This window comes from Mesorhizobium sp. M0761 (assembly GCF_040320205.1).
Classification (GTDB): domain Bacteria; phylum Pseudomonadota; class Alphaproteobacteria; order Rhizobiales; family Rhizobiaceae; genus Mesorhizobium.
Window position 1 is genome coordinate 189,584 of sequence record NZ_JAMYPF010000011.1, and the last position, 22,349, is coordinate 211,932.

The 22,349-nt window shown below is 60.1% G+C and carries 18 protein-coding genes; 9 read left to right on the forward strand and 9 right to left on the reverse strand.

Going from position 1 to position 22,349, the window contains the following annotated elements:
- The first annotated feature begins 203 nt into the window (after positions 1-203).
- The 3 genes from NKI32_RS19530 to NKI32_RS19540 all read left to right on the forward strand — a co-directional run bounded on the left by NKI32_RS19530 (position 204) and on the right by NKI32_RS19540 (position 2,175).
- On the forward strand, positions 204-407 hold the full coding sequence (locus NKI32_RS19530; protein WP_023667962.1) for a hypothetical protein: 204 nt from the start codon (positions 204-206) through the stop codon (positions 405-407).
- A gap of 224 nt (positions 408-631) precedes the next feature.
- The gene (locus NKI32_RS19535; protein ID WP_023699977.1) at positions 632-886 is read left to right on the forward strand and encodes a hypothetical protein; all 255 of its coding nucleotides are present in this window, start codon (positions 632-634) and stop codon (positions 884-886) included.
- Between the two features lie 314 nt (positions 887-1,200).
- Entirely contained in the window at positions 1,201-2,175 is a 975-nt protein-coding gene (locus NKI32_RS19540) for a L,D-transpeptidase family protein (protein ID WP_352512430.1), read from the forward strand.
- A gap of 82 nt (positions 2,176-2,257) precedes the next feature.
- Here NKI32_RS19540 and NKI32_RS19545 read toward each other — a convergent pair whose 3' ends face one another.
- The 8 genes from NKI32_RS19545 to NKI32_RS19580 all read right to left on the reverse strand — a co-directional run bounded on the left by NKI32_RS19545 (position 2,258) and on the right by NKI32_RS19580 (position 12,039).
- Positions 2,258-3,634, reverse strand: a complete 1,377-nt coding sequence (locus NKI32_RS19545) for a sensor histidine kinase (RefSeq protein ID WP_353003209.1) — start codon at positions 3,632-3,634, stop codon at positions 2,258-2,260.
- A gap of 123 nt (positions 3,635-3,757) precedes the next feature.
- Positions 3,758-4,549, reverse strand: a complete 792-nt coding sequence (locus tag NKI32_RS19550) for a PRC-barrel domain-containing protein (RefSeq protein WP_352512427.1) — start codon at positions 4,547-4,549, stop codon at positions 3,758-3,760.
- Between the two features lie 455 nt (positions 4,550-5,004).
- A complete protein-coding gene (locus tag NKI32_RS19555) occupies positions 5,005-7,050 on the reverse strand; it encodes a CHASE2 domain-containing protein (RefSeq protein WP_352512425.1) in 2,046 nt (681 codons plus the stop codon).
- A 15-nt stretch (positions 7,051-7,065) separates the two neighbouring features.
- Positions 7,066-7,890 (reverse strand): FecR family protein, encoded by an 825-nt coding sequence (locus NKI32_RS19560; RefSeq protein ID WP_352626544.1) that lies wholly within the window; start codon positions 7,888-7,890, stop codon positions 7,066-7,068.
- Positions 7,887-9,104, reverse strand: coding sequence for a tetratricopeptide repeat protein (locus tag NKI32_RS19565; protein ID WP_196814065.1), 1,218 nt, complete (start codon positions 9,102-9,104; stop codon positions 7,887-7,889). Before NKI32_RS19565 ends, NKI32_RS19560 begins: the two co-directional genes overlap by 4 nt.
- 530 nt (positions 9,105-9,634) lie before the next feature.
- On the reverse strand, positions 9,635-10,822 hold the full coding sequence (locus NKI32_RS19570) for a magnesium transporter (RefSeq protein ID WP_352626542.1): 1,188 nt from the start codon (positions 10,820-10,822) through the stop codon (positions 9,635-9,637).
- A 201-nt stretch (positions 10,823-11,023) separates the two neighbouring features.
- Positions 11,024-11,179 carry a hypothetical protein gene (locus tag NKI32_RS19575; RefSeq protein WP_352626540.1) on the reverse strand — a complete coding sequence of 52 codons (156 nt, stop codon included), beginning with the start codon at positions 11,177-11,179 and terminating at the stop codon, positions 11,024-11,026.
- Between the two features lie 143 nt (positions 11,180-11,322).
- Positions 11,323-12,039: a pentapeptide repeat-containing protein gene (locus NKI32_RS19580; RefSeq protein ID WP_352626538.1), complete on the reverse strand. Its 717-nt coding sequence runs from the start codon at positions 12,037-12,039 to the stop codon at positions 11,323-11,325.
- A gap of 900 nt (positions 12,040-12,939) precedes the next feature.
- Here NKI32_RS19580 and NKI32_RS19585 point away from each other — a divergent pair.
- From NKI32_RS19585 to NKI32_RS19605, 5 genes are all read left to right on the forward strand, one after another.
- A complete protein-coding gene (locus NKI32_RS19585; protein ID WP_155927121.1) occupies positions 12,940-13,245 on the forward strand; it encodes a hypothetical protein in 306 nt (101 codons plus the stop codon).
- Positions 13,246-13,496: 251 nt separating this feature from the next.
- Positions 13,497-14,945: a TolC family protein gene (locus NKI32_RS19590; protein ID WP_352626536.1), complete on the forward strand. Its 1,449-nt coding sequence runs from the start codon at positions 13,497-13,499 to the stop codon at positions 14,943-14,945.
- 37 nt (positions 14,946-14,982) lie between these two features.
- Positions 14,983-17,115 (forward strand): type I secretion system permease/ATPase, encoded by a 2,133-nt coding sequence (locus tag NKI32_RS19595; RefSeq protein WP_352626534.1) that lies wholly within the window; start codon positions 14,983-14,985, stop codon positions 17,113-17,115.
- A 43-nt stretch (positions 17,116-17,158) separates the two neighbouring features.
- A complete protein-coding gene (locus NKI32_RS19600; protein ID WP_352500306.1) occupies positions 17,159-18,448 on the forward strand; it encodes an HlyD family type I secretion periplasmic adaptor subunit in 1,290 nt (429 codons plus the stop codon).
- Positions 18,438-19,079 carry a ribbon-helix-helix domain-containing protein gene (locus tag NKI32_RS19605; RefSeq protein WP_352626531.1) on the forward strand — a complete coding sequence of 214 codons (642 nt, stop codon included), beginning with the start codon at positions 18,438-18,440 and terminating at the stop codon, positions 19,077-19,079. Before NKI32_RS19600 ends, NKI32_RS19605 begins: the two co-directional genes overlap by 11 nt.
- Before the next feature lie 85 nt (positions 19,080-19,164).
- Here NKI32_RS19605 and NKI32_RS19610 read toward each other — a convergent pair whose 3' ends face one another.
- Positions 19,165-20,109: a transglutaminase-like cysteine peptidase gene (locus NKI32_RS19610; RefSeq protein ID WP_352626528.1), complete on the reverse strand. Its 945-nt coding sequence runs from the start codon at positions 20,107-20,109 to the stop codon at positions 19,165-19,167.
- 323 nt (positions 20,110-20,432) lie between these two features.
- Here NKI32_RS19610 and NKI32_RS19615 point away from each other — a divergent pair.
- On the forward strand, positions 20,433-22,349 hold a 1,917-nt coding region (locus tag NKI32_RS19615; RefSeq protein ID WP_353003216.1), incomplete at its 3' end, for a hypothetical protein.

The window sequence follows — 22,349 nt, forward strand, 5'->3', positions numbered from 1 at the left end:
ATATCGAGCCGTCCAGCACCTTTTCGAGACTGAAGCATCCGCTATTTGCCGACGGTCAGTCGCTGAGGCTCAATCCACCGCCCATCCTAAGCGCCGCCAAAGCGCAAGTTGTAGCATCTGCGGTGTCTCTGGTTCTCTGCGGCCACCGGCGGAACGGGTTGTAAGCAGGCGCGTTCCTCCAGCGTCAAGCTTGGAGAACATACATGGATGACGAGCTGCGCCTGAAGTTACAAGAGCTGAGCCAAAGCATGCAAACGCGAGCGGCCGAACTTTCGACGCTCGGCGGCAGCGCAGACATAAGTACGGTGATGTCGGGGATCGCCGTCGCTCTGGAGGCGCTACTGGTGATTGCCGAAGAGATGAAAACGCCACGTTCCGGCCCTTCGGTCCTGCCCGACGCTACATGAACATCTCCGATCGTTTGGGAGAGGCTCCAGAGCGAGAGCGCCTACCGCCCACCAGCAAATCGCTCGCCGAGGAACTGGCTTTAATCCACATTCCGGGTTGGAGAGTGGAGAGCGCAATCGACTCGGTGGAGTACTCCAGGTGGGGTGAGCGTCGGCAGAAATGGATTTTGCACTCGACGATGCCTTTTGGGTAATCGAGGACGGCCTTAGGACGGAGGACCACGATGGCTTGGATGGCCGCAATTTGCCCGATTACAGATGAGCAGGCGCTCGTTAATTCGGAGACAGTTGGTGACATCCGGGAGTTTCGCTGTCCGAGTTGCGGCGACTTCAAAATCACGAACTCGGCCACCGCGATGTTCAAAGGCCTATCGGCAGAACAGAAGTTGGAGCGCTTCGAATACGCTAGAGCAATCGCGGGCGACAACGCGATCACAGTGACGACGGAACATGGATCTATCGATACCGAAGATCAATAGAATACCCGCCCGACAAGCCGGTTCCCAGCGCATCTCCTCACTTGCTGCCCTGAGACCATTTGACTGCCGGTCCAGGTAGTGGGCAGTTTGAAGGTAGAAGCTCACGTCAACATGGCCAGACCATTTTTACACTGCCGATCTGCGCGGCCAGCAACGCCTCTCGTGAGGGGCAAGTCACGGGCATCGAACGTCTCGGACCGGTCGGCAGCGTAAGGCAGGTTGCCTAGGATCCTCCTACCGGCGAATGGAACCAGATCTGCCACAGCGCGTCATAGAAGCAGATCAGGTGCGATTTAACGCAAGGAGTGACATCGATGATCAGGCTCCTTCTCCTCCTCGCCATTGCACTCGCCTTCGCATGCGGCGGGACGGAGGCGGCCAAGCTGGACCTAGCCGCGGTAAATCAGGCGCAATTCTCCGCCGGCGATCCGAAAGGGCTCGATCCTGCCGTGCTGAAGGCGCAAATTTTTTTGGATCGTGCGCGCTTCTCACCGGGGCTCATCGACGGCCGCCTTGGAGAGAACTTCGCCAAGGCGGTCAAGGCCTTCCAGGCGTCGAACGGACTGGCGCCAGATGGCAAGCTCACCCAGGCGACTTGGGACAAGCTGATGGCAACCTCCACCAGCCCAGCTCTGGTCACCTATGAACTGACCCGCAAAGATGTACGCGGCCCCTTCACCAAACGCATTCCGGGGCGCATGGAGAGGATGGCTCGCCTGAGAAGGCTTGGCTATCACGACTCGATCGAGAAGCTGGCGGAGCGCTTCCATGTGAGCGAACCATTGCTCAGGAGGCTAAACCCAGGCACCGGATTCAGGAAAGCTGGAACCACGCTGCTGGTACCAGATGTTGGCCGGGGTGAACCTCCCGCCACCATTGCCGGCGTCGAAGTCGACAAAGGCGCTCATCAGGTGCGCGTGCTCGACCCCTCCAATAAAGCGCTTGCCGTCTACCCTGCCTCGATCGGGAGCGACGAGAAGCCGGCACCAAGTGGGCAGGCAGAGATCCAAAGGGTGGTGCACAACCCGACCTATCACTACGATCCCGATTTTGCATTCAAGGGAGTCAAAACCAAGCGGCCCTTCACCATTGCTGCCGGCCCTAACAATCCCGTGGGATCGATCTGGATCGACCTCTCCATCGAAAGCTACGGCATTCACGGCACGCCCGAACCCGGCAAGATCGGGAAGACCTTCTCTCACGGCTGCATCAGGCTAACGAACTGGGATGCCGAGGACCTCGCCTCGATGGTGCAAAAACATATGAAGGTGACTTTCAAGGACGAGTGACGCAAGCCGTCGACGAGCCTGCCCGTTGAACGATAGGGTCGGAAACCAAGGCCGGGCCTTCCGGACAGCCTACACCGCACGTCTACTGCGCCAAGATCGACGCTGGCAGCCGAACGGTGAAGGTCGTGCCGCTGGTGCTTGTGGCGATTGCGAGCGAACCGCCCAGCTGCTTGATGAAAGCGTTGACAAACCGCGTGCCCAGCCCGGGTCCCTCGGCCTTGCCGCTTAGGCCGGCGCCATTGTCGCTGACGGTCAGTGTGACCTCGCCATCCCTGCGTTGAAAGCCGAGAATGATCTCGCCGTAGCCGGACGGAAACGCATATTTGACGGCATTGGTCGCCAGCTCATTGGCGACCAGCCCGATCGCGACGGCATGATCGGGCAGGATGCTCAATTGCTCTGTCTTGGTAGTGATCGTGACATTCGAATTGCGGCCGAGCAGGCTCTTCTGGATCGTGCCGCTGATGCCATTCAGGTAAGACTCGATGTGCACCGGACCAAACGCACTCGATTGGGCGATAACGTCGTAGAGTTCGGCAACAGCGCCGATCCTCGCCTGCATGGCTTGATAACCTTCAATGCAGGGCTCCGCAGCGCGCCGTATCTCATACGACACGAACGACGAGATGATCTGGAGGCTGTTCTTGATGCGATGCGCCAATTCGGCTGCAAGCACGTCGCGATGGCGATCAAGAAGCACCGCCTCGGTCGCATCCTCGAACACGACAAGCAATCGTGTCATATGATCGCCGGGGCGAAACACTTTTCGGGCGTTGATCTTGAAGACGCGACGCCCGAGTCCGGGAAAATCGTCTTCCAGCAGCAGCCCGTCTAGCTCCTCGTCATGGGGAATGATCCGTTCGAGGAGATCGTTAAGCGCAGCGACATTCCACTGGCCGGCTCCAAGCTCATGAAGCCGGCGTCCTAACACCTCGCCGGCCTTGACACCGAACAAGTTCAGGAACGATCGGCTCGCTATGGCCACGCTCATGTCCTCCTCAAGGATCAGAAGCGGGTCGCGGACGGTATCGACAATGTTCTGCGCGAGCTGCCAGTTGCGCTCGGCTTCGATCTTCGCGAGCTTGCCCTCGGTGATATCGTCAATTGCCAGAAGGAAGAAGCTGACGTGACCGCCGGGCCTATAGACCGTCCGGGCGTTGAGTAACATGACCTTGCGGCCGAGTTCGGGAAACGAGGCATCAACCTCATATCCATCGACCGTTGTATTCGTCGGCACGATCTCCGCCAGGAGCTGCCGGAGAGCGGGGATATTCCACTGGCCGTCGCCAAGGTCGTACAGCCGACGTCCGATCGTTTCCTCGGCGTGGGTCATGAACGTGGCATAGAACGCCCGATTGGCGGACACCACTGTTAAGTCCGGGCTTAGGACCAGCAAAGCGTCGCGCGCCGTGTCGACGATGTCTTGCGCAAAGATCTCGTTTATCGAGAAGCTTTCCATCGGGCATGCTTTCTGACGGAAGGGATCGCCTTCTCGGTACGAGTGTGCCGCGGGTGACGGGTGTGGATTGGCTGTGTTGTGGGTCAGCACGATGTACTATGGGCGAAGCGCCCTAACCGCGGGTCACTTCACGCCAGCATCCGTCTGCTTTGCAGCTTCCCCATACCGGGCAGGATCCGGGTTCAGGCTCTGGAAGATAGCGTCGTTGGTGGCGCGCCATTTTTCGTCCGCCAGCCATAGATATTCCTGGTCAGGCATCAGCGGCACCATCTTGACCTGCGCGCTGGAAATTCGAAGATAAAAGCTGTTGCGGGCCTCGTTCACCTGCAGGTAGCGGAGGGGAACGACGATGCTGTCCTTGCCCGCTATGAAGAAACCGGCAGCTGCGACGACGGCATAGTCCCAGCGGTCCTTCGTGCCGATAACGACATTGCGGACCTCGCCAACGATCTTGTCGTCGGAACTGCGAACTTCCGAGCCCACGATCTCGTCGACGCGCAAGCCCGGGCCGAGTTCGTCGATGTTGATGAGGGGCCGTGCGTCCGGCGCGTTGCGATTGCCCTGAATTTCGCCCCCCTCATGGATTTGTGGTTCGCTCGCGGCCAGCTGCTGGTCTGCTTCGTCCTCATCGTTGTCGCCGAGCTTCCCCATGGAGGGCGACGCAATCAACTGGCGGATGTTGGCCAGCACTCGCTCGCAATCGTCGTGCAAGCCGTAGGACCACAGGATGAACGCCGCATCGCGCAGTTTGCGCAAATCGCGCACGAGATAGCGGTTCTCGGGCTTGCGCAACTCGGGGCTCTTGAGCACCGCCTCTTCGAGCTTTGCGTCAGAAATGTTGCACACGGCAAACGCCGGAGTAACGCCGAGCGCGCAAAAAAGCGCCAAGGGCGCTGCAATTTTCGCAAAAGTCATAGGATATCCGTTCGGCGGCTTCGAGTGACGAGGTCGGTCTACCTAGACTGGTAGGAACGTACCGCGAAATGCTCGGTACCAACTCAACATAATGCGAAACTCACAGATTGGTTCCGTCATATACTGGCCGGCGGCGAGCTATATTCTTTCCCGAATATCGCGCCGTCGATCGTCTTACCCCGGAATGCGAACGAAACCGAGCCCCGCTCTTCGTCGCTTTCAAGCTTGAGCCGGAGGCGCCATTGGTTCATCCGTGGCTGGATGGTTGGAGACATGGGTCGGCCATTCGCCCTTTCGGCGCGCGTTGACTTTCTCGGCCAAACATATTGGCCTGCTCTGTGGCTCTTCGGAAGACCACTGGTTCCTCCACGCGAGGTGTTGCTTGGCTCCCGTTCGAGCCGCCACGCAAGGTCGTCTGTGCCGGTGACAATCGCATCCTGCGACCCGTTGGCCGATCAGCGCGTGCTTCGGGTTCGGGGTGCAACATCAAGCGGCGCCATTTGCACGGATGGCGGCGAACCAACCACCATGGCGGGGGCGCCAGATTGCTCACCACGTTGGCTCTCTACTTCGCGGCTCATACCTTGTTGAGCAGCTTGCATCTCCGCAACGGTGAAAACCGGCACCTCGCCCTTGAAACCCTGGAGCTCAAAGGCGCCCGCCTGGACGACCGGCATCGATGCTCCTGCCGCAAAGCCGGGTCCAAGCACCAGGGGGATGCCCAGCTTCTTGGTCGTCGATTCGAGCCGTGCCGCGCGGTTCACCGGGGAACCGATCGCGGTGTAATCGAAGCGCCGTTCGGAGCCGAAATTGCCTACCGAGCAGATGCCGGTCTCAATGGCGACGCCGATTTCGATGGAGCGATGGCCGTCCGCGGTGAAGGCGGCGTCTTCGCGCTTTACCCGCTCGATCAAGGCAAGGCCCGCGTCGAGCGCACGCTCACGATGATCGGGTTGATCAAGCGGTGCGTTCCAGAAGGCCAGCACCGCATCGCCCATGAATTTGTCGATGGTGCCGTCGCGCTTGAGTATCTCATCGGTCGCAATGCCGAGGAAATGGTTGACCACCTTGGCGATCTCTTGGGTGTCGAGCTGTTCGCTCATGGTCGTGAAGCCACGTATGTCGCTGATCAAAATTGTGATCTCGCGCTTCTCGCCGGACAGGATTGCCTCGGTGTCCGAGCTTGCGAGGCGCTGCACCACGGAGGGCGACAGATATTGGGAGAACTGTCGCGTCAGGGTGGACCGGCGCTGCTCGCTGCGCCTGTAGAGGACATAGCCTTCGAAGCCCGCAACCATGATGGTTGCAAGCGCCGGCTGCAGCGGGTCATAGAGTGCACCCTGCAGGCTGTACTCGAGAGCGCCGAACACGAACGGCGTGACGGCCAGCAGCGCCAGGGAGACGGCGCCAAGCACGACACGCCCGGCGAGCACTCCGGAAAGCCCGATGAAAACGACGGCACTGAGGAGAAACCAGAGCCGCTCGAGCATACGCGCGTGCGCTGGCTCTGCCAGGAAGCGCCCGGCAAGCATCTGGCCGATCGCATCGGCGTGGATCTCCGCTCCTGGTCGCGCTGGACTCGTCGGCGTGGGCAGGTACTGCGTCAGGCCCACAGCCGACAGGTCGACAATGGCGATGGCGTCTCGCAGCTGCGGATCGCCATGGCCCGAAAGGATAGTGCTGGCAGACAGGCGAGGCGTGTCCGTGGCGGTTTCCCAGAGGCGGATGCTCCCCTCCGGCTCGAGCGGCACAATGGCGCCTGCCATCCTGAGTGCGTCGAACCCGGCTGCATTCATCCGGGCTGTGTAACCGTCCTGTCCAGCGTAAAGGCGCAGGAGCTCGAGTGCGAAAGACGGCCACAGCTGCGCGCGTTGAGGGGTGTTGCGAAGCCAGAGCAGCGGCACATGGCGCAGTACGCCGTCGGGATCGGGCAAGGTGCGAATCACGCCGAGGCCTGCGGCGGCGTTCGAGAATTCGGCAAGCGAGCCGGTAAGACCGGTGAAGCCGGGAAGTGTATCGGGTACTTGCCCGACGATCGACCAGCCGGCTTTGGGTTCTGCTTCTGAAACCGTCGCTTCATTGCCCAGGCTGACGGCAAGCGCCGTTCGATTTTTGGACAGCGCCGCTGCCAGGCGCTTGTCTCCGGCGATGCCCTCAGGCGAGGTGTCAGCCTCGGGGAGTACCAGCGCAAGCCCGACCACCGCCGCGCCGGATTGCGTGATGCCATCGACCAGATCGGCCAAGAGGCCACGGTTCCAGGGCCATCGCCCATGTGCCTTGAGGCTGGCGTCGTCTATCGAGACGATCACGACAGGATTGCTCGTCGCCTGGCGTGGGGCGAGAAACTGATAGAAGTCGTACGTCCGCTCACGCAGGCGCGACAACGGCCCGTCAAAAGCCAAATGGCAGGCGAGCAGCAGGAGCACGACCACAAGGCCGGATATTTTGCGCCTGCCGGCTTGCCGCCAATCAGCCCAGCGCCTACCGACCGAGTGGCTCATCTCGTGCAGCCAGGCCTAATCGCAGTTGTAGTAGTAGCAGCAACCCTCACCCTCACACTCGCCCCGCCGCCCCCCGCTGCCCGCAGGTGGCGTTGGGCTGTCAGGGAATTCCATGACCACTCCTGGCAGTGCGCCGTCCCTGGACCCGCAGACTTTGAGCGAGGAGCCTAGAGCCGACGCACAAATTGCGCTTACGTCCAACCCAGGACCCGGTGCGCCCGGCAGGCCGGTTCCCGCTATCCGGTCGATACTGTCCAAGATCGGGAAGGCGTCGATGCCGCCGTAGCCGGCCAGAAGCTTGCCATCGTCCGACGTACAGGCGTAGCCCGGGTTCGTGATGACCAGCCGTTTGCCATTGATCGTGCAGGTCATGCGGCCGGCGCGCAATATGCCGACGGTCTGGCCGGCTGCCACCAGCACTTCGATGATGCCGCCTCTCGCTCCGAGCACCATGTGCGGCGTCGCAACCTGCATGACGCCCCCTTTCGAAACCTGGCCGCCATAAAAACGGGCTAGGCCGCTGTTCATCCCGATGTCGATCTTTCCCGACCCCGAGCCCGGATTGTAGACGAACTCATCGATGGTCAGGCTGGTGTTTGGACCAATCTTGGCGCTCGATTCATCCCGGAACACCAGCATTCCGAGACCGGTGGGATTGCTGCGCAACTGGTCGCCGAGTTCGACGCCGGCGCCAACGTTCATCGTCCCGCCGTTATTGCGGACGATGATGGTCTGATAGGCCGTCATCGACCCGACCGTCTCAGCAGCGGATGGTGCCGCGAAGGCGAGGCAGGCGATAAAAATGACGATCTGATGACACCTCATCGCGGCCTCTTTCAATTGAGCGTCAACGTATAGCTCATGAGCATTTCGAACGATTTTCGGTCGCGGTTGGCGAGGGCGAAGTTGGTTTTGCGGTAGGCGAGATCGACGCTGATCTTCTGCGCTTCCGTCAGCTGAAAATCGCTTTCCGAGGCAATGCGCCAGAAGTCGCTCTTGATATTTGTGCCGATGCCGACGGACAGATCGGGAGTGTCGCTGTGGCCGGCCGATAAGGCGATCTGGTGCGACCATGCGAAAAGATCCGGTACGTTCATCAACAGGCCGCCATAGCGGACCTCGCCCGTATAGCTGCGGCTGATTTCGCCCGATCCGGAAGCGAAGTCATTCGAGCCTACAAAGCGCAAGCCGAGCGCCTGGCCATTGCGGAAGCGGTAGCTGCCGCCTGCCTCATAGAAGACCCTGCTATCCGCGAAAATGCCTTGCGAGGCGCTTAGATCGATGTAGCCGCCGCCGGCGAAGAGCGTCGTCTCGACCGTCGGGCGAACGACGAAACGTCCACTGAGGCCGATACCGGTTTCGTAAATGTCGCTGTCGAAACGATCCGTAACGGTGAACGCGGAAAGCAGCAGGCGCAGCGAATCGATCCCGCTGTTGGGCAGTCCCTTGTCCCAGGTTATCGCTGCGTTGCCGTGGATAAAAGTCTTCTCGCCACCCGGAACCGACAGGTCTTCCGTGAAAAGACGCTCAGTCGCGGTCAACGACCCCGAAAGAACGAGCGCGTCGGCACTTGGCGTGCCGAGGTCCCACCGCACAAAACCTTCCGCCTGCCCGTAAGGCGAGACGAAGCTGTCGTCGTCCTGCGCCCCGCCTGGCTCAAAATCGGTGAATGCGCTGAATACGCCGCCGGTCAGGGCGAGTTCCCAGGTGACGCCACGCAACGCGCGCTCGATGCGGGCGAGCAGGCGAACAGCTTCCTGTTGCTCACTTGCGGTCAGACCTCCGACTTCGATGCCGTACTGCACCTGCCGCCGGGCCAATTCATAGGACCCGACATGATAATATAACCGGCTGGCCGCAAGCCGGGCGCGCGCATCGCGCGGGTATTGGATCAGATACTGCTCGATCGAGGAGATCGCCTGATCGTATTGCCCAGCGTTGACCGCGACCGTGACGAATTGGGCGAGCGTTCCATTGTCGGCCGGACTGGCGATGCGGGCCGCAAACGCATCGTCATAGGCCCCAAAAAGACCTTGTGCGCCGGCCGGCAACACGCCGGCACAAAGCAGCGCTGCGGCGACGCCGAAGATCGTTCGAAACGAAGATTGCATGCCGAGAACCCACCCCAAACCCGACTAGTGCGAGGGATTTAGCACGACTGCAAGAAAAAGGCGACTGAACGGTCGCCGGACTTATGCGAGTCTCAGCAGCTGTTGCAGCTGCGCAACAAGATATCCGGTTTATTCCTGTTTCGGCTCCGCTGATTGTCAAAAATTCTTCTCAACATTGCTGCACATAATTGAAGTATTTGGCCCAAGGCGTAACAACTCAAATCTCATCAGTAGTGGATCGCACAGCCGACAAGATTAATATTGGGTGGGCGATCCTGCGTATCTGGTCACCAGGCTTCAAGGTCACCCACGGCTTCTCCAAAGGCCTTCCGTCGCGTTTCGCAGGGGGCGGAGAGCTGCCGGAGGTGCTTCTCACGAGGCGTGTGCGATTCGGCCCGGGTCTTGCAATTTCTTTGAACGCGAGGTCAGCTCATTGCCCCAACTCCCAGGGACGCGTCACCGCACGCAGCTTGCTACAGCACGAGCATGGTGGCCAGCCCCAGCATCAGGCCCATGCCTACAATATCGGTCACGGTGGTGAGGAAGATCGCCGAGGCGACCGCCGGATCGGCGCCTACCCGGCGCAGGCCCAACGGGATCAGCACGCCGGAGATGCCGGACATGAGGCACGATCCGGACATGGCAAGCAAGATCACAAGTGCCAGCATCGGTGCCTGTGCCGCCGACTCCGGTCGCCTCGAGGCATAGAACCACATCGCCGCAGCCGCAACAACGCCGACGAGCGCGCCGTTGGCGACCGCGAGCGCGCCCTCTCTCATCACCAAGTGCAGCTTCGGTCGTTTGTCCACATCCCCCAGGGCAAGGCCGCGCAGCGTCATAGCCAGTGCCTGGCAGCCGGTGTTTCCGCTCTGCCCGGCCAAGACCGGGAGGAACGCCGCCAGGGCGACGATCTTCTCGATCGTGCCTGTGAAGGAACTGACCACGAATGCGGCCATGAAGGCCGTCAGGAGATTCAACTGCAGCCACGGATGACGCTTCAGGAAGGCTGAAAACAGCGGCGTAAAAGAGCGCTCCTCCTTCTGGAGGCCGACCATCTGGCCAGACTGGGCGGAAATCTCGATGATTTGCTGCTCGAACAAGCGCCAGCCGCGAACCTGCCCAAGCAGCCGGTTCTCCGCATCCACCACCGGATACACAGGGTAGTGACGCCGTACCGCCGCCTTGCATGCGTTACTCAAAGAGAGACCGACATCAAGAGCGAACGGCCTGGGCAGCATGATGTGATCGACAATCGCGTCGGGTTCGCTCAGCATCAGATCGCGCAGGACCGCCAGGCCAACCAGTTTATTGCCCTTGTCCGTGACGTAGAGATAAGTGAGCTCGGTCGGCACCTGGGCGCCTCTGACAGCTTCCACCGCGGCAGCAACCGTCGTCCCGACAGGAACGCTGGCGGGGATCGGGTCCATCACCTCGACGAGCGACTCGGGGATCGCGAAACCCATGTCACCATCATGAGAGCTGATGGGCTGCATATGCAGTGGCAAATGCTCGGCCACCTTACGGGCGTGCCCGTCAGGCAACAGCTTTAGTGTGTCGCGGATGACCTCGGGAGACTCTCTAGCGAGCAATTCAGCTGCGTCATCAGGTGCTCGAGCACGCAGCGTGCGCACCAACTTCTGAACGCCGGTCTCTTCGTTCATATGATATGGCCCCCAATTGAAAGTGAAAAAGTTGTGAAGTATCGGATCGCACCGGGGCGGAAATACGACAGCTTCTTCCGGCCCCAGCAGTCCGCCTTGTGGTTCTCGCAAGTGCCGCCTGCACGCTCCTAGCTTGAGAAGGCAAAGCAGACGTCTACATTTTGGGCGTGCCCTCGTCAGGTCAGCATGCGAGTGTCCGCGCTATTTCCCTCGCTTTTCAACCTTTAGATTTGGGAGGTCGGGTCGCTTGGATACCACACCGGCCTCCTTCAAGGCGGTGTATCCAACCTTTTTGAGGAGCTTCTCTGTTTTGGCGCGCTCCTTGTCCAGAGCGGTACCACCTTTGACCTTGGGCATTCGTCCTCCATTTGGTCGTTGTCGTTCGCCGGTAAATGAGATTGCCGGAAATGTCCCGCAGTGTCGTGCTTTGACCCCCGGCCGAGGACTGAATTGAGGCGCTTTGCCGCCCGGCAGCCTTTGGCGGGAAGCGGACGGGCGGGCTATTCCTGCTGGAATTGACAGGGCCAATTTTCTGGCCTCGTCATGCCAGAAGGCAACTCGGTCCGGGCGTCCCCGCAAGCCATGTTGAGCTGCCACTGGGACAGACCCGCCGAATTGGATAGATCGAGGCCCTCGATACGGGTCAGAAAGAAAAAAGCGCCCTCAAAGTCTATCGGTGCGGTGAACTTCGCTCCTCGGAAGTCCGCCCGCGCGAGATTGGCAAACGAAAAGTGGCTGCCGCTGATATCGGCGTCATGGAACTGCGCACGCCCCAATTCCGCCTTTGTGAAGTCAACATTGACCAGATTGGCGTCCTGGAAATTCGAGCGCTGCACTTCCGCGCCCGCAAACACGGCGCCCTGCGCGTCCATATGGCTGAAGTCGGTCCTGTAAGCCTCGATTTTGTCGAACCGGGCGCCTTTGGCGGTCGAGCCGGCCAGGGAAGCGCGCACAAGCGTTGCCTTCTCAAAATTTGCCGCAAGGAGATTGCTGTTCCTGAGGTCGGTCGAAGTGAAATCAACACCGAACAGGTTTGCCCCGCTCAGGTCCTGTCCTTCTAGGATGAGAAGCTTTTTGTCACACTCCTGCCAATTGACGCCAGACGTCGCGGCTGCGTAGCAATCTTGAGCGGCGGTGGCGTTTTGCCAAGCCAATACAGTGCAAACCGCCAGAACCAAGCCGGATCCGCCGTAAGCTCTGGTTCGTCTCAAAGTCATTGTTGCTGGACCCCTCTGCTACTCGTCGACAATCAGCCTTACCACATCTGCTGACACTCGAGCCACGGTAACGACCGCCGTCACAGTTGCGCATCAACGATCCGCCGATAGCCAGCAGCAGCTTGCGGAACTCATCGAGAGGTGGGGAAAGGCTTTGACGGCAGAGCGCTTTTTCGCGGATGCGATCACAAAACAAAGAGTTCGGCGTAAGCCGTGAGTTATTGGTGGGCCCGGAGGGCGAACGGAAATTGTTGATTTTGCTGAATTTTGGTGGGCCAAAATCTGAAAGGTTCCCGTGTCATTCCGTATGCTCCCGCGACCCCAAACTGCCGACCATAGCTGACCTCGTTTTGCAAACGTTGGGAGATAGGGTCCAGAACCGCGGAAATGGGGGCGGTTGCAGATCGGCAGCTGTGGCAACAGCGCGCGACCAGCTGACGGTCTAGCGCCTCGATATGGCCGATGAGACTCGGGAAGTAACAAACAAGCGGCAGCTTGCAGGCAGTTGTGATCGGTGGAATGGATTTACGTCGAGGCGCCGGACCAGGACGGGCTCACTTGCCTCGAAGTTCAGCCTGTTGGAATGGCGCGGAGGAACGAGTAGTGGTATCTAACGAGCCGGCGGCCTCGATGTTTGACCGCTCGTCCTGCAACTCTCGTATGTCGTCCCGCAAAGTGGTGGCGCAACTGACCACTTCGTTCCGCATTGTTTAAACAGCGTATGACTCAATTACAGTCAAATTTTTTACAGTCAAATTTTTTTCTGAGCTGCGAAAAGGCCGACACTAACCGTCAAAAAAATTGCGCTTTTGATTTTAACGGAAAATCGCCGCAAGAAATATTTGGGGTTTCACTAGCTATCGGGATCAATCGAGCGATTTTTGGACCTTGCAGCATTCGATGGCCTACCGAACCGCCTCAAAAAGTACCGTCACCTCTTCGGTTGACCCAGTCGTTGATCGGCCGTCATACGAGCCCTATGCTGGCACGCTGGCCAGTGAAGCAGTCGTCGGGGTTTATTCGCCGGCTCAGGGATTTATGCCCACGCTTCAGGTCGAAGAAAGGCAGGGGTGTCCGTTCCAGGCTCTTGGCAAGCGGGCTAAGATTATCCTGCCGATTGTAGCTGCCAACCAAGATGTTGTCGGTCACCTCGCTGAAAAAGTACACCCAGAAATAGTCAAGCCATCAGGAGCAAATAGGTCATAAGGTGGCCTTGCGGTCCTCCTTCCCGGAGCGGTTTCGCTTGCCTGTTCAAACTCGGACGGCTGTTACCCAAAAACCGCAGTGGGTATTTTATGTGCCATTTTTGCGACATTCTATAGAATTTTGCTTGAATTCAGCGTTTTAGCGGTCACTAAATCAATAAGTGCTCCCATATTTTGCAAATTTGTGAACAATCACGGTTGAGTTGTAACGCCTGGCAATAATGGCGCAGGGGAACGTTGGGGTGGGGTGAAATGAATACGACATCTATGTCGGCGATAGGCAAGCGCCTCGGCCTGCTGACGACGGTCGCCATATTGAGTTGTGGGAATGCTCACGCGCTCACTCTCCAGGAGGCGATGGCGGTCGCGGTGGAGTCCAATCCCGAGATTGGTCAGGCGATCGAAAACCGTGAAGCAATCGAATTCGAGTTGCGCCAAGCGAAGGGACTTTATCTTCCCAGCGTCGATGTCGAGGCGTCGGCAGGGGTTCGCCGTCTCGACAATTCCTCCCGGCGTGCGCTGTCCATAGAGGATGACGCGCTCTATCCGGCGGAAGCCGATGTCGTTGTCACGCAGACGCTTTATGACAGCGGCGCAAGGCGGGCGGAACTGAACCGTCAGGCGTCGCGGGTCGACGGCGCATCGTTCCGGGTGCTGGAACGGTCTGAATTCATTGGACTGTCTGTCGTCCAGGACTATCTCGAATACATGCTGCAGGCTTCGATCGTTTCAGAAGCGAAGAAGAATCTGGGCTTTCACCAGGCAATCCTCGGCGACATCCGGCAAGGTATTGCAGGCGGCGCGTTGAACGAGGCTGATCGCCAGCAGGCCGAGGAGCGGCTGTTCGCTGCCAAGGCACGTATGCAGGAGGCGACCGAAGAACTGGAGGCTTCCAAGATACGGTTCTTCAAGACGGTCGGTAAGCCGCTGACCAACGCGTCAAGGCCAGGCGATGTCTCGAGCGCGCTGCCAAGGTCGCTCGACGACGCGCTAGGGCTGGCGCGACAGAACAATCCGCGCGTCCACATGGCCAACAGCGATATCGACGCCGCCGCCTCCCTGGTGGATGCGGCGCGGGCGAAATTCGGGCCCTCCGTCATCGCCGAAGGCCGCGCCCGCGGCGGCTATGACATCGACGGCGACGATGGCGACGCTAGCGACCTGCAGGCGCGGCTGGTGCTGCGCTGGAACCTCTATCGCGGCGGCATCGACAAAGCCAACGAGCAAGAGCAGGTCCGCCGGACCAGCGAGCAGCGCCTTGTGCTGCACCAGGTTCTGCGCGAGATCGAGGAAGCCGTCCGTACGTCATGGGATCGCCGCTTCCGGCAGGCCGATCTGGCAAAGACATTGAAGCTTCAGGCTGCCGCCAACGAAAGGCTGGTGGCGTCCTATCGCGAGCAGTTCAAGGTCGGACAGCGCTCGCTGCTCGACGTGCTCGACGCGCAGAACACGCGGTTCAACACAGCTACGCTTGCCGACACCGCATCCTACGCGTCGCTTTTCGCGCAGTACCGGCTGCTGGCGGCAACCGGGCAGTTGCTGAAGACCATGAATCTTCAGCCGGCAAAACAGGCCACCGCCTATGCCAAGGCCGAGTTCAATGCGCCTGAAACGGCCGACACCGAAACCTATGCGCGCACGCCGTCGGAGCAGACGAACGATCTGCCTTTCGACATCCTCGCACCGGTAAGAAAGAAGTAGGAAGGTCAAGGACGAACGATAGTCCTGCGGGCCAATCGTGAACCCACAACCCAAAATCCTCTCCCCAAAAGAGGCGTTCAAGGCCTGCTTCTCCGCTGTTGCCGGGTACCTCGGCAGGCCGAGTTCCGAGACCGTGCTGTTTGCCGGCGTGCCGCTGTCAGACACCCGCATCGATATCGACGCCATCCGGCATCTTGCCGAACGCATCGGTCTTGAAATCACGGAATTCAGCCACCGCGACTTTCTTCGCGGACGCATCGACCTTCCCGCCATTCTGTTTCGCGTGAGCCAGTTGCCTGTAGCGCTGCTTGCCCAGACCGAGGACGGTGGATTTACGACCGCTCCCCAGGAAGACGGCCGCACGACAATCAGCAAATCCGAGTTTTCCGGAAGTTATATTAGTGGCGGCGTTTCGTTCTCGATAACCTATGCCAACGCAGTAGAGGCGATGAGCGTCGGTTCGGCGGCCAAGATCGAGCGGCGACATTGGCTGACCGGCACGATGGGGCCGTTCTGGCGCACCTATTCGAAGGTCATCCTGTCGGCGGTATTCATCAATTTGTTGGCTCTTGCCTCACCGATCTTCACCATGAATGTCTACGACAGGATCTTGCCGAACAAGGCGATATCGACGCTCTGGGTGCTGTCGATCGGGATCGGCGCGGTCATTCTGTTCGACCTGCTCTTGAAGACCGCCAGAGCGTCACTGATCGACTATGCCGGGCGCAAGTCCGATCTTCGCATCTCCTATATGCTGTTCGAGAAGGTGCTGAACTCGTCCTTGTCGGCAAGGCCCGGCTCAACCGGCGAATATGCAAATCGGGTGACCCAGTACGAGTTCGTGCGCGAGTTTTTCACGTCGAACACCATCAGCGTCTTCATCGACACAGCCTTCGTCTTCGTCTTTCTTCTTGTCATCTATGCGATAGGCGGTTGGCTGGTCGTCATACCGGCCATAGCCTTTGTCGCCTCGGTGATCGTCGGGCTGATCACGCAACGGCGCATCGGCAAACGCGTTGCCGCTTCCATGAACGAGGCTTCGCAGCGCCAGGCCCTGCTGGTGGAATCCATCTCCACGCTGGAAACGATCAAATCGCTGCGGGCAGAGGCGTACCTTCTGCGAAAATGGGCGGAGCATTCCAAGAACGCATCCAACACGTCCGAGAAGATCAAACAGCTTTCGGCTGCCGCCGGCAACATAACGCAAGCCATCCAGCAGATGGTCACCGTCGCTTTGATCGTGGCCGGCGCCTATGCCTTTTCGGAAGGGCATGTCTCGACCGGCGCCATCATCGGCACCGTCATGCTGGCAGGCCGGGCAGTGGCCCCGCTTGGGCAGATTGCGATCACCTTGTCCAGACTTCGCCAGGCGATGCTGTCCCTGCGAATGGTGAATTCGATCATGGCGCAGCCTGAGGATCGGCCGGACACGGTTGGTTTCGTCAACCGCCCCATTCGCAACGGTGCAATGGCATTCAGGAATGTCGGCTTTGTCTACCCGGGTTCCGAAAACGAAGTGCTGACCGGCCTGAATTTCTCGGTGAAGCCCGGTGAGCGGATCGGCATCATCGGCCGCATAGGCTCGGGAAAGACGACCATGGGGCGGCTGATCGGCAGGCTTTTCCTGCCGACCTCCGGCGAGCTGCTGCTGGACGGGATCGACATCCGCCAATACCACCCGTCGGAGGTTCGCGCCGCCGTCGGGATCGTCGCGCAAGCCAACGATCTGTTTTCGGGCACCATCAAGGAAAATCTCCTTATGGCGTGCCCGGAGGCGACCGATGAGCAGATCGTCGAGGCGGCCAAGGCTGCCGGCGTCGACGACTTCGTCTCCCGCCATCCGCGAGGCTACGACATGAATGTCGGCGAGCGCGGCACCAATCTCTCGGGCGGTCAGAGGCAGACAATGGCAATTGCCCGCCTGTTGCTGACCAAACCGAAAATCGTGTTCCTGGACGAGCCGTCCGGCTCGATGGATCTGGCTTCCGAGCGCCAGCTGATCAAGCAGCTCAAAGTGGCTTTCGATCGCAACACGACGCTGATCGTTTCGACGCACCGCTTCAGCATGCTCGAGCTGGCCGACCGCCTGATTGTCATCGAGCAGGGCAAGATCGTTGCCGATGGACCGAAAGACCAAGTGATACAGGCGCTGCAGAAAACAAGCGCCTGACGAACAGAATTATGCGTGAATACAGCACGTTGGGACGTGGTAAATGCTAGCCAGGGAAGACCGTCCGCCGCTTTTTGCGTCGGCTTCGATATTCATTATCGGAGCGCTCTTTGCGAGTTCGGTAGCCTGGGCGTCCTTTGCCGAGGTCGATGAAATCGCACGCGGCGACGGCAAGATCATACCGGCGTCGAAGACCCAGATCATCCAGGCCAGCGAGCCGGGCGTGGTTCAGGAAATCGCCGTGACGATCGGTCAGGTCGTCAAGAAGAATGACCTCATCATTCGTCTCGACAACACCTTCAACACTTCCAGCCTTGGCGAGCAGCAGGCCAAGGCGCGGGCGCTGCAGACGCGCATTGCACGGCTCCAATTCGAACAGACCGGCAGCCTCGAGGGCGCGTTTCCCTGTCCGTCCGAGATCCAGAAGGTGGCGCCGGAAATCTGCGACAACGAGCAGAAGCTGCTCGTCGCGCGGCGCGACAACTTCGAAGTCAAACTGTCGGTTCTAAAGTCGCGCCTCGATCAGCGCGAGAAAGAACTCGACGAAGCCAACGCCAATGCCGATCGCCTCACCAAGAACCTGGCCGTCAGCGACCAGGAGGCGAAGCTGGTCGAAGCGATGGTCAAGAAAGGCCTGATGGCGCGAACCGAGCAGCTCCGCGTCGAGCGCGAGCAGACCGAGCTCAACGGTCAGCTGACGCTTGCCGGAGAGACAATCAAGAAAGCCAGGTCGGCCATCACGGAAGCCAAGCTTCAGGTCGATGAACTCGGCCTGCAGCTGCAACAAGAAGCGCTCAGCGATCTCACGCAGGCGCTGGCCGATCTCTCGGTGGTGGACGAGACGATACGCGGTGCCACCGACAAGGTGGCGCGTACCGATATCCGTTCGCCTGTCGATGGTATCGTCAACACGCTTGACATCAACACGGTCGGCGCCTTCGTCCAGCCCGGCGCGGTCGTCGCGGGTATCGTGCCGACGTCCGAGACCCTGCTGGTCGAAGCCCGGGTCTCACCGCGGGACGTCGCCTTCATCCGGCCGGGCCAGGATGCACTGATCAAAGTGACTGCCTATGACTTCTCGATTTTCGGCGGCATCGAAGGCAAGGTCTCGAACATCACTGCCGACAGCCTGGTCGACCAGAAAACCGGCGAACCCTATTATCAGGTCCGTGTCGCCACCGACAAATCGACGCTGACACGCGACGGCAAGACCTATTCGATCATCCCCGGCATGATCTGTTCGGTCGACATCAAGACCGGACGCAAAACGATCCTCACCTACCTTCTGAAGCCAATCAACAAGGCGCGGGAGGAGGCAATGAGTGAGCGATAGTGCGATCTCCCGCCCGGTCGATCGCGACCGGCTGCTGACACCGCTGGCGAGTGAGGATTTCGGTCTCGAGTTCCGGGTTGTGGCGCGTGGCGGCACGCGCCGCGGCATTCGTCTGGAGAGGGCGTTCTGGACTTCGCTGAAGCAGATGGCGGAAAGCCGCAAATGTACGATCGGCACACTGATCGAGGAAATTGCAGAGAGCCACGCCAACGCCGGAAACCTAACATCGGCAATCCGCGTAGCCTGCATGCGTGGACTGGCCGACCAGAACGTCACCTTGCAGAGGCTCGCGTCGATCAAGACCATCAACGCCATTCTCGTCGCCTGTCCCTCGCCGGCCTTTGCCCTGGCATCGTCGAAGAAAATCCTGACCTTCAATGCGCCGTTCCAGCAACTGGTGCGGCGGCAATTGCCGGTGGCGCCGAACGAGGACGCGCGCCAGGATCTCAAGCTGGCGCTGGACCTCAATGTCGCCGACATATTCGCCAGGCTCGACGCCAATGGCGAGACGCCGGTCGCGACCGGTTTCGTCATAGGCGCCGGCGACCGCCGCTACCGCGGTCAACTGAGCGCGGTGCGGGCGCCGGTGGTCGAGCCGGAACTGCTGATGGCGTTCGTCTTCGGCGGCTAGAGCAATTCCGGGAAAAGTGTGAGCGGTTTCCGTGGAAAATTGCGTCAAACAAGAGATAGAGCGCTCAAGACTCTCTGATGGGAGCTTACGGCTGCACACCTTCACCAGGCGCGACCGTCGAAAGGCCGCCCTTGATATCGGCTATTTGAGCAGAACCGGTCTTCGCGCCATGGATCCACGCGCGATCGGTGCTGAACGAATACAGCGGCACGTAGGTCGGCAGGTCTGTGTCGCGGGAAACTACATTGCTCAAACTGTCGAGAATAAAGACGCCGCTGCCGGTGCTGACCGACAGCACGGCATGAAAGAAACCGCGCTTGCGATCCTGCAAGACGACCAGCGACATGCTCTGCGCCGGGATGCCTGCATGCAGCAGCGCGGCCATCTTGAGGATGGCGAAATCCTCGCAGTCCCCTGCCCGCCGCTCAAGGATTTCCGCGGGCTTGGCCCAGTAGTCGAGCTTGCCGTAAACCACGCTGTCCTTCTTGTAGGCGATGGCGCGATTTATACTTGAGTTGACGAAGGACAACTTATCGATGAAGCGCTTGTTCCCGGCTGCCTTGACGATCTCGGCAAAGGCGCTGTTCTTGCGTTCGCACGCGCTGCTCGCGGTACAGTCCACAATTGCCTTGTAGACCGGCGCCCAGCGCGCCGAAACCGGGAAATTGCGCATCGACAGGGCAACAGAACCGAACACGCCGGGAATGATCGCCGCCGTCTGGATCGGGTCGATCCCGGCGGCGGGCGGCGCGATCGAAGAACCACGCTTTTCATCAACGGCAACAGGACCATAGCTGCTGAAAATCATGCCGATCCAGTAGGCTGAAACCGGCTGCCATGGCTGCGGCCGAGCCAGCGAAACGCCGCCGAGACTGGAAGGGGTTTCGACCGCCGCCAGAACTCCAGCGGCAGCGCCGGCATTCACGGTAATTGCTTTCGCGGATGATGGCTGCGGCAGGCTTGTGATCGCCATTGCCAGCAGGATGAGCCTGAGCCCGGTTATTCCCAGGGCAGATTTTTCTTTTTTCATAACGCCCACCTCTTGACTGTGGACGGTACCAATCTTGTCTCAAATTACTGGAAAGGAAGGTGGATAAGTTTCCTTCAATCGGGAATACCCACTTTGTGTAAAACTTTATTCAAATTTATACTTCTGTTTACCAATCCAGCTCAGCCGGCGGATATCAAACGAGGCGCGGCTCGGCCAATGCATATCAGATTATATCTTCCGGGTTTACCACACGTAAAAAATGCCGAGACTTGCATACTGGGATATATGAAATTGATTGCGGGACAGTTGCAAAGCAGAAGTCGTCACTGTCTCTATCCGGGAAATGCCGGAGGGGTTTGGCGATGACGACGAGTAACGATTTGGATACCGTCTCGAATTCTTGGGACGAGCACTCTTCACATGAACATGGCGGCCCGCCATCGCAGGCAGGCATCCAGGTAGCGCAGGCCGCTCAGGCGGCGCCTGCCGAGCCGGTACCGGTCGATGTCGGCAGTGGCGCACCCGTTCAGCCGGCAGCACCCGCGGAGGCGAAAGCGCCGGCGGCAGCCGCGCCGCATGGATACGTGGCCGACGCCAGCAACATCGTGAAACTTCCGGCGGACGTCTCCATCGACAACATCAAGGTCGACGGCCACAATCTGTTGCTGGAACAGGCCGACGGTTCAGTCATCCTCATCAAGGATGGCGCGCTCAACGTGCCGACCTTCATCATCGGTGATGTCGAAGTTCCGCGCGCGGCCTTGCTGGCCGCTCTTGAAGCGAGCCACGTCGATGTCGCCTTCGGTGCCGATGGTTCCATATCGGCCGGCCCGGGCGGTTCGAACCCAAGCGCCGGCGCAGACTTCTCGGTTCCCCCCGGTGGCATCGGCGACGGGTTCGGTCTTTCGGCACTGTTGCCTCCGACAGACCTGGCGTTCGGCCAGCCGGATCATCGCGAGCTGTTCCCAAGCCTGCGGCCGGATTCCACACCGTCGATCATCGACCTGACGCCTTCCGTCGAGGGCGGCGACACCATCGTCAATGAAAAGGGCCTGCCGGAAAGCCCTGGGCCGGAAGGTTCGGGCGAAGCGTCGGCGCCAGGCGTTGACGGCGACATCTCCGAACACAACACCGGCACCTTCACCATCGCCTCTCCCGACGGTGTCGGCTCGCTGACCATCGCCGGCCAGGTGATTTCGGGCGCGGCTCTTGCCAACAGCGCATCGACGCCGATCGACATCATCACGCCGCTCGGCAACACGCTGACCGTCAACGGCTACGACGCCAGCACAGGCCAGGTGAGCTACAGCTACACGCTCGTCCATAGCGCGACTCACCCCGACGCGGGGACAGATTCCATCTTCGACGACATGACGATGACGGTTACCGACACCGACGGAGACGTGTCCCATCCGGGCACGCTGTCCGTTCAGATCGTCGACGACGTGCCGACGGCGCATGATGAGGCCTCGCAGTCGATTGCGGAAGGTGCCCCGGCGCTGACGGGCACGCTGGACTTCGTCGCCGGCGCCGACGGCGCGACGGTGACGCATATCAACGGCACGGCGCTGATCTTCGATGCCGGCACGGGTTACTCGCAGTTGATCGACATCGGCGCGGGCACCATCCAGGTGAAGGCGGACGGGTCCTACTCGTTCACGCCGGACGCTTCGGTGGATAACAGTTCCGGTCCGGTAGCTGTTAACGCGACCTACACTGTGACGGACGGCGATCTCGACACGTCGATGGCCAACATCGCCTTCACAATCACGGACGGCGCGGCCCCGGTTGCCGGCGCTCCGATCACGCTGGCGCTTGACGACCAGAACCTGAGTGACGGCTCGACGCCGGCCGGCGCTGACTTCGCCTCGAACTCGATCACCTTCACGCCGGGCTCGGATGCGATCGCCTCGATCGCCTTTGGCACCGACCTGAGCGGGTTGAACACCGCCAACTTGACCTGGACCCGGGTGTCGGACACCCAGGTCGTCGGCAATGACGGCGCCGTGACTGTGGTGACGCTGGATCTGGCGGTTGCCAACAATGTGGCAACGGTGACGGCGACGCTGAACAACAATTACGATGCCCATCCTGGCATTAACGCCGACGACCTAGTCGATCTGGGCCATCTCGGCGTGGTTGCCACCGACACCGACGGCACCCAGGCGACAGGCACGGTCAACGTGACGGTGTCCGATGACGTGCCGACCGCGGTTGCCGACATCGACAGCATCGGGGCCGGCCTGTTCGGCCCGGCCACCGGCAATGTGCTGGTTGGC

Bases quoted from the DNA above. Each gene is read 5' to 3' on its own strand.
- NKI32_RS19600 (WP_352500306.1), top strand. From the start codon at position 17,159: ATGCTAGCCAGGGAAGACCGTCCGCCGCTTTTTGCGTCGGCTTCGATA.
- NKI32_RS19555 (WP_352512425.1), bottom strand. From the start codon at position 7,050: ATGAGCCACTCGGTCGGTAGGCGCTGGGCTGATTGGCGGCAAGCCGGC.
- NKI32_RS19540 (WP_352512430.1), top strand. From the start codon at position 1,201: ATGATCAGGCTCCTTCTCCTCCTCGCCATTGCACTCGCCTTCGCATGC.
- NKI32_RS19585 (WP_155927121.1), top strand. From the start codon at position 12,940: ATGGCCTACCGAACCGCCTCAAAAAGTACCGTCACCTCTTCGGTTGAC.
- NKI32_RS19575 (WP_352626540.1), bottom strand. From the start codon at position 11,179: ATGCCCAAGGTCAAAGGTGGTACCGCTCTGGACAAGGAGCGCGCCAAA.
- NKI32_RS19590 (WP_352626536.1), top strand. From the start codon at position 13,497: ATGAATACGACATCTATGTCGGCGATAGGCAAGCGCCTCGGCCTGCTG.
- NKI32_RS19570 (WP_352626542.1), bottom strand. From the start codon at position 10,822: ATGAACGAAGAGACCGGCGTTCAGAAGTTGGTGCGCACGCTGCGTGCT.
- NKI32_RS19610 (WP_352626528.1), bottom strand. From the start codon at position 20,109: ATGAAAAAAGAAAAATCTGCCCTGGGAATAACCGGGCTCAGGCTCATC.
- NKI32_RS19580 (WP_352626538.1), bottom strand. From the start codon at position 12,039: ATGACTTTGAGACGAACCAGAGCTTACGGCGGATCCGGCTTGGTTCTG.
- NKI32_RS19550 (WP_352512427.1), bottom strand. From the start codon at position 4,549: ATGACTTTTGCGAAAATTGCAGCGCCCTTGGCGCTTTTTTGCGCGCTC.
- NKI32_RS19535 (WP_023699977.1), top strand. From the start codon at position 632: ATGGCTTGGATGGCCGCAATTTGCCCGATTACAGATGAGCAGGCGCTC.
- NKI32_RS19545 (WP_353003209.1), bottom strand. From the start codon at position 3,634: ATGGAAAGCTTCTCGATAAACGAGATCTTTGCGCAAGACATCGTCGAC.
- NKI32_RS19530 (WP_023667962.1), top strand. From the start codon at position 204: ATGGATGACGAGCTGCGCCTGAAGTTACAAGAGCTGAGCCAAAGCATG.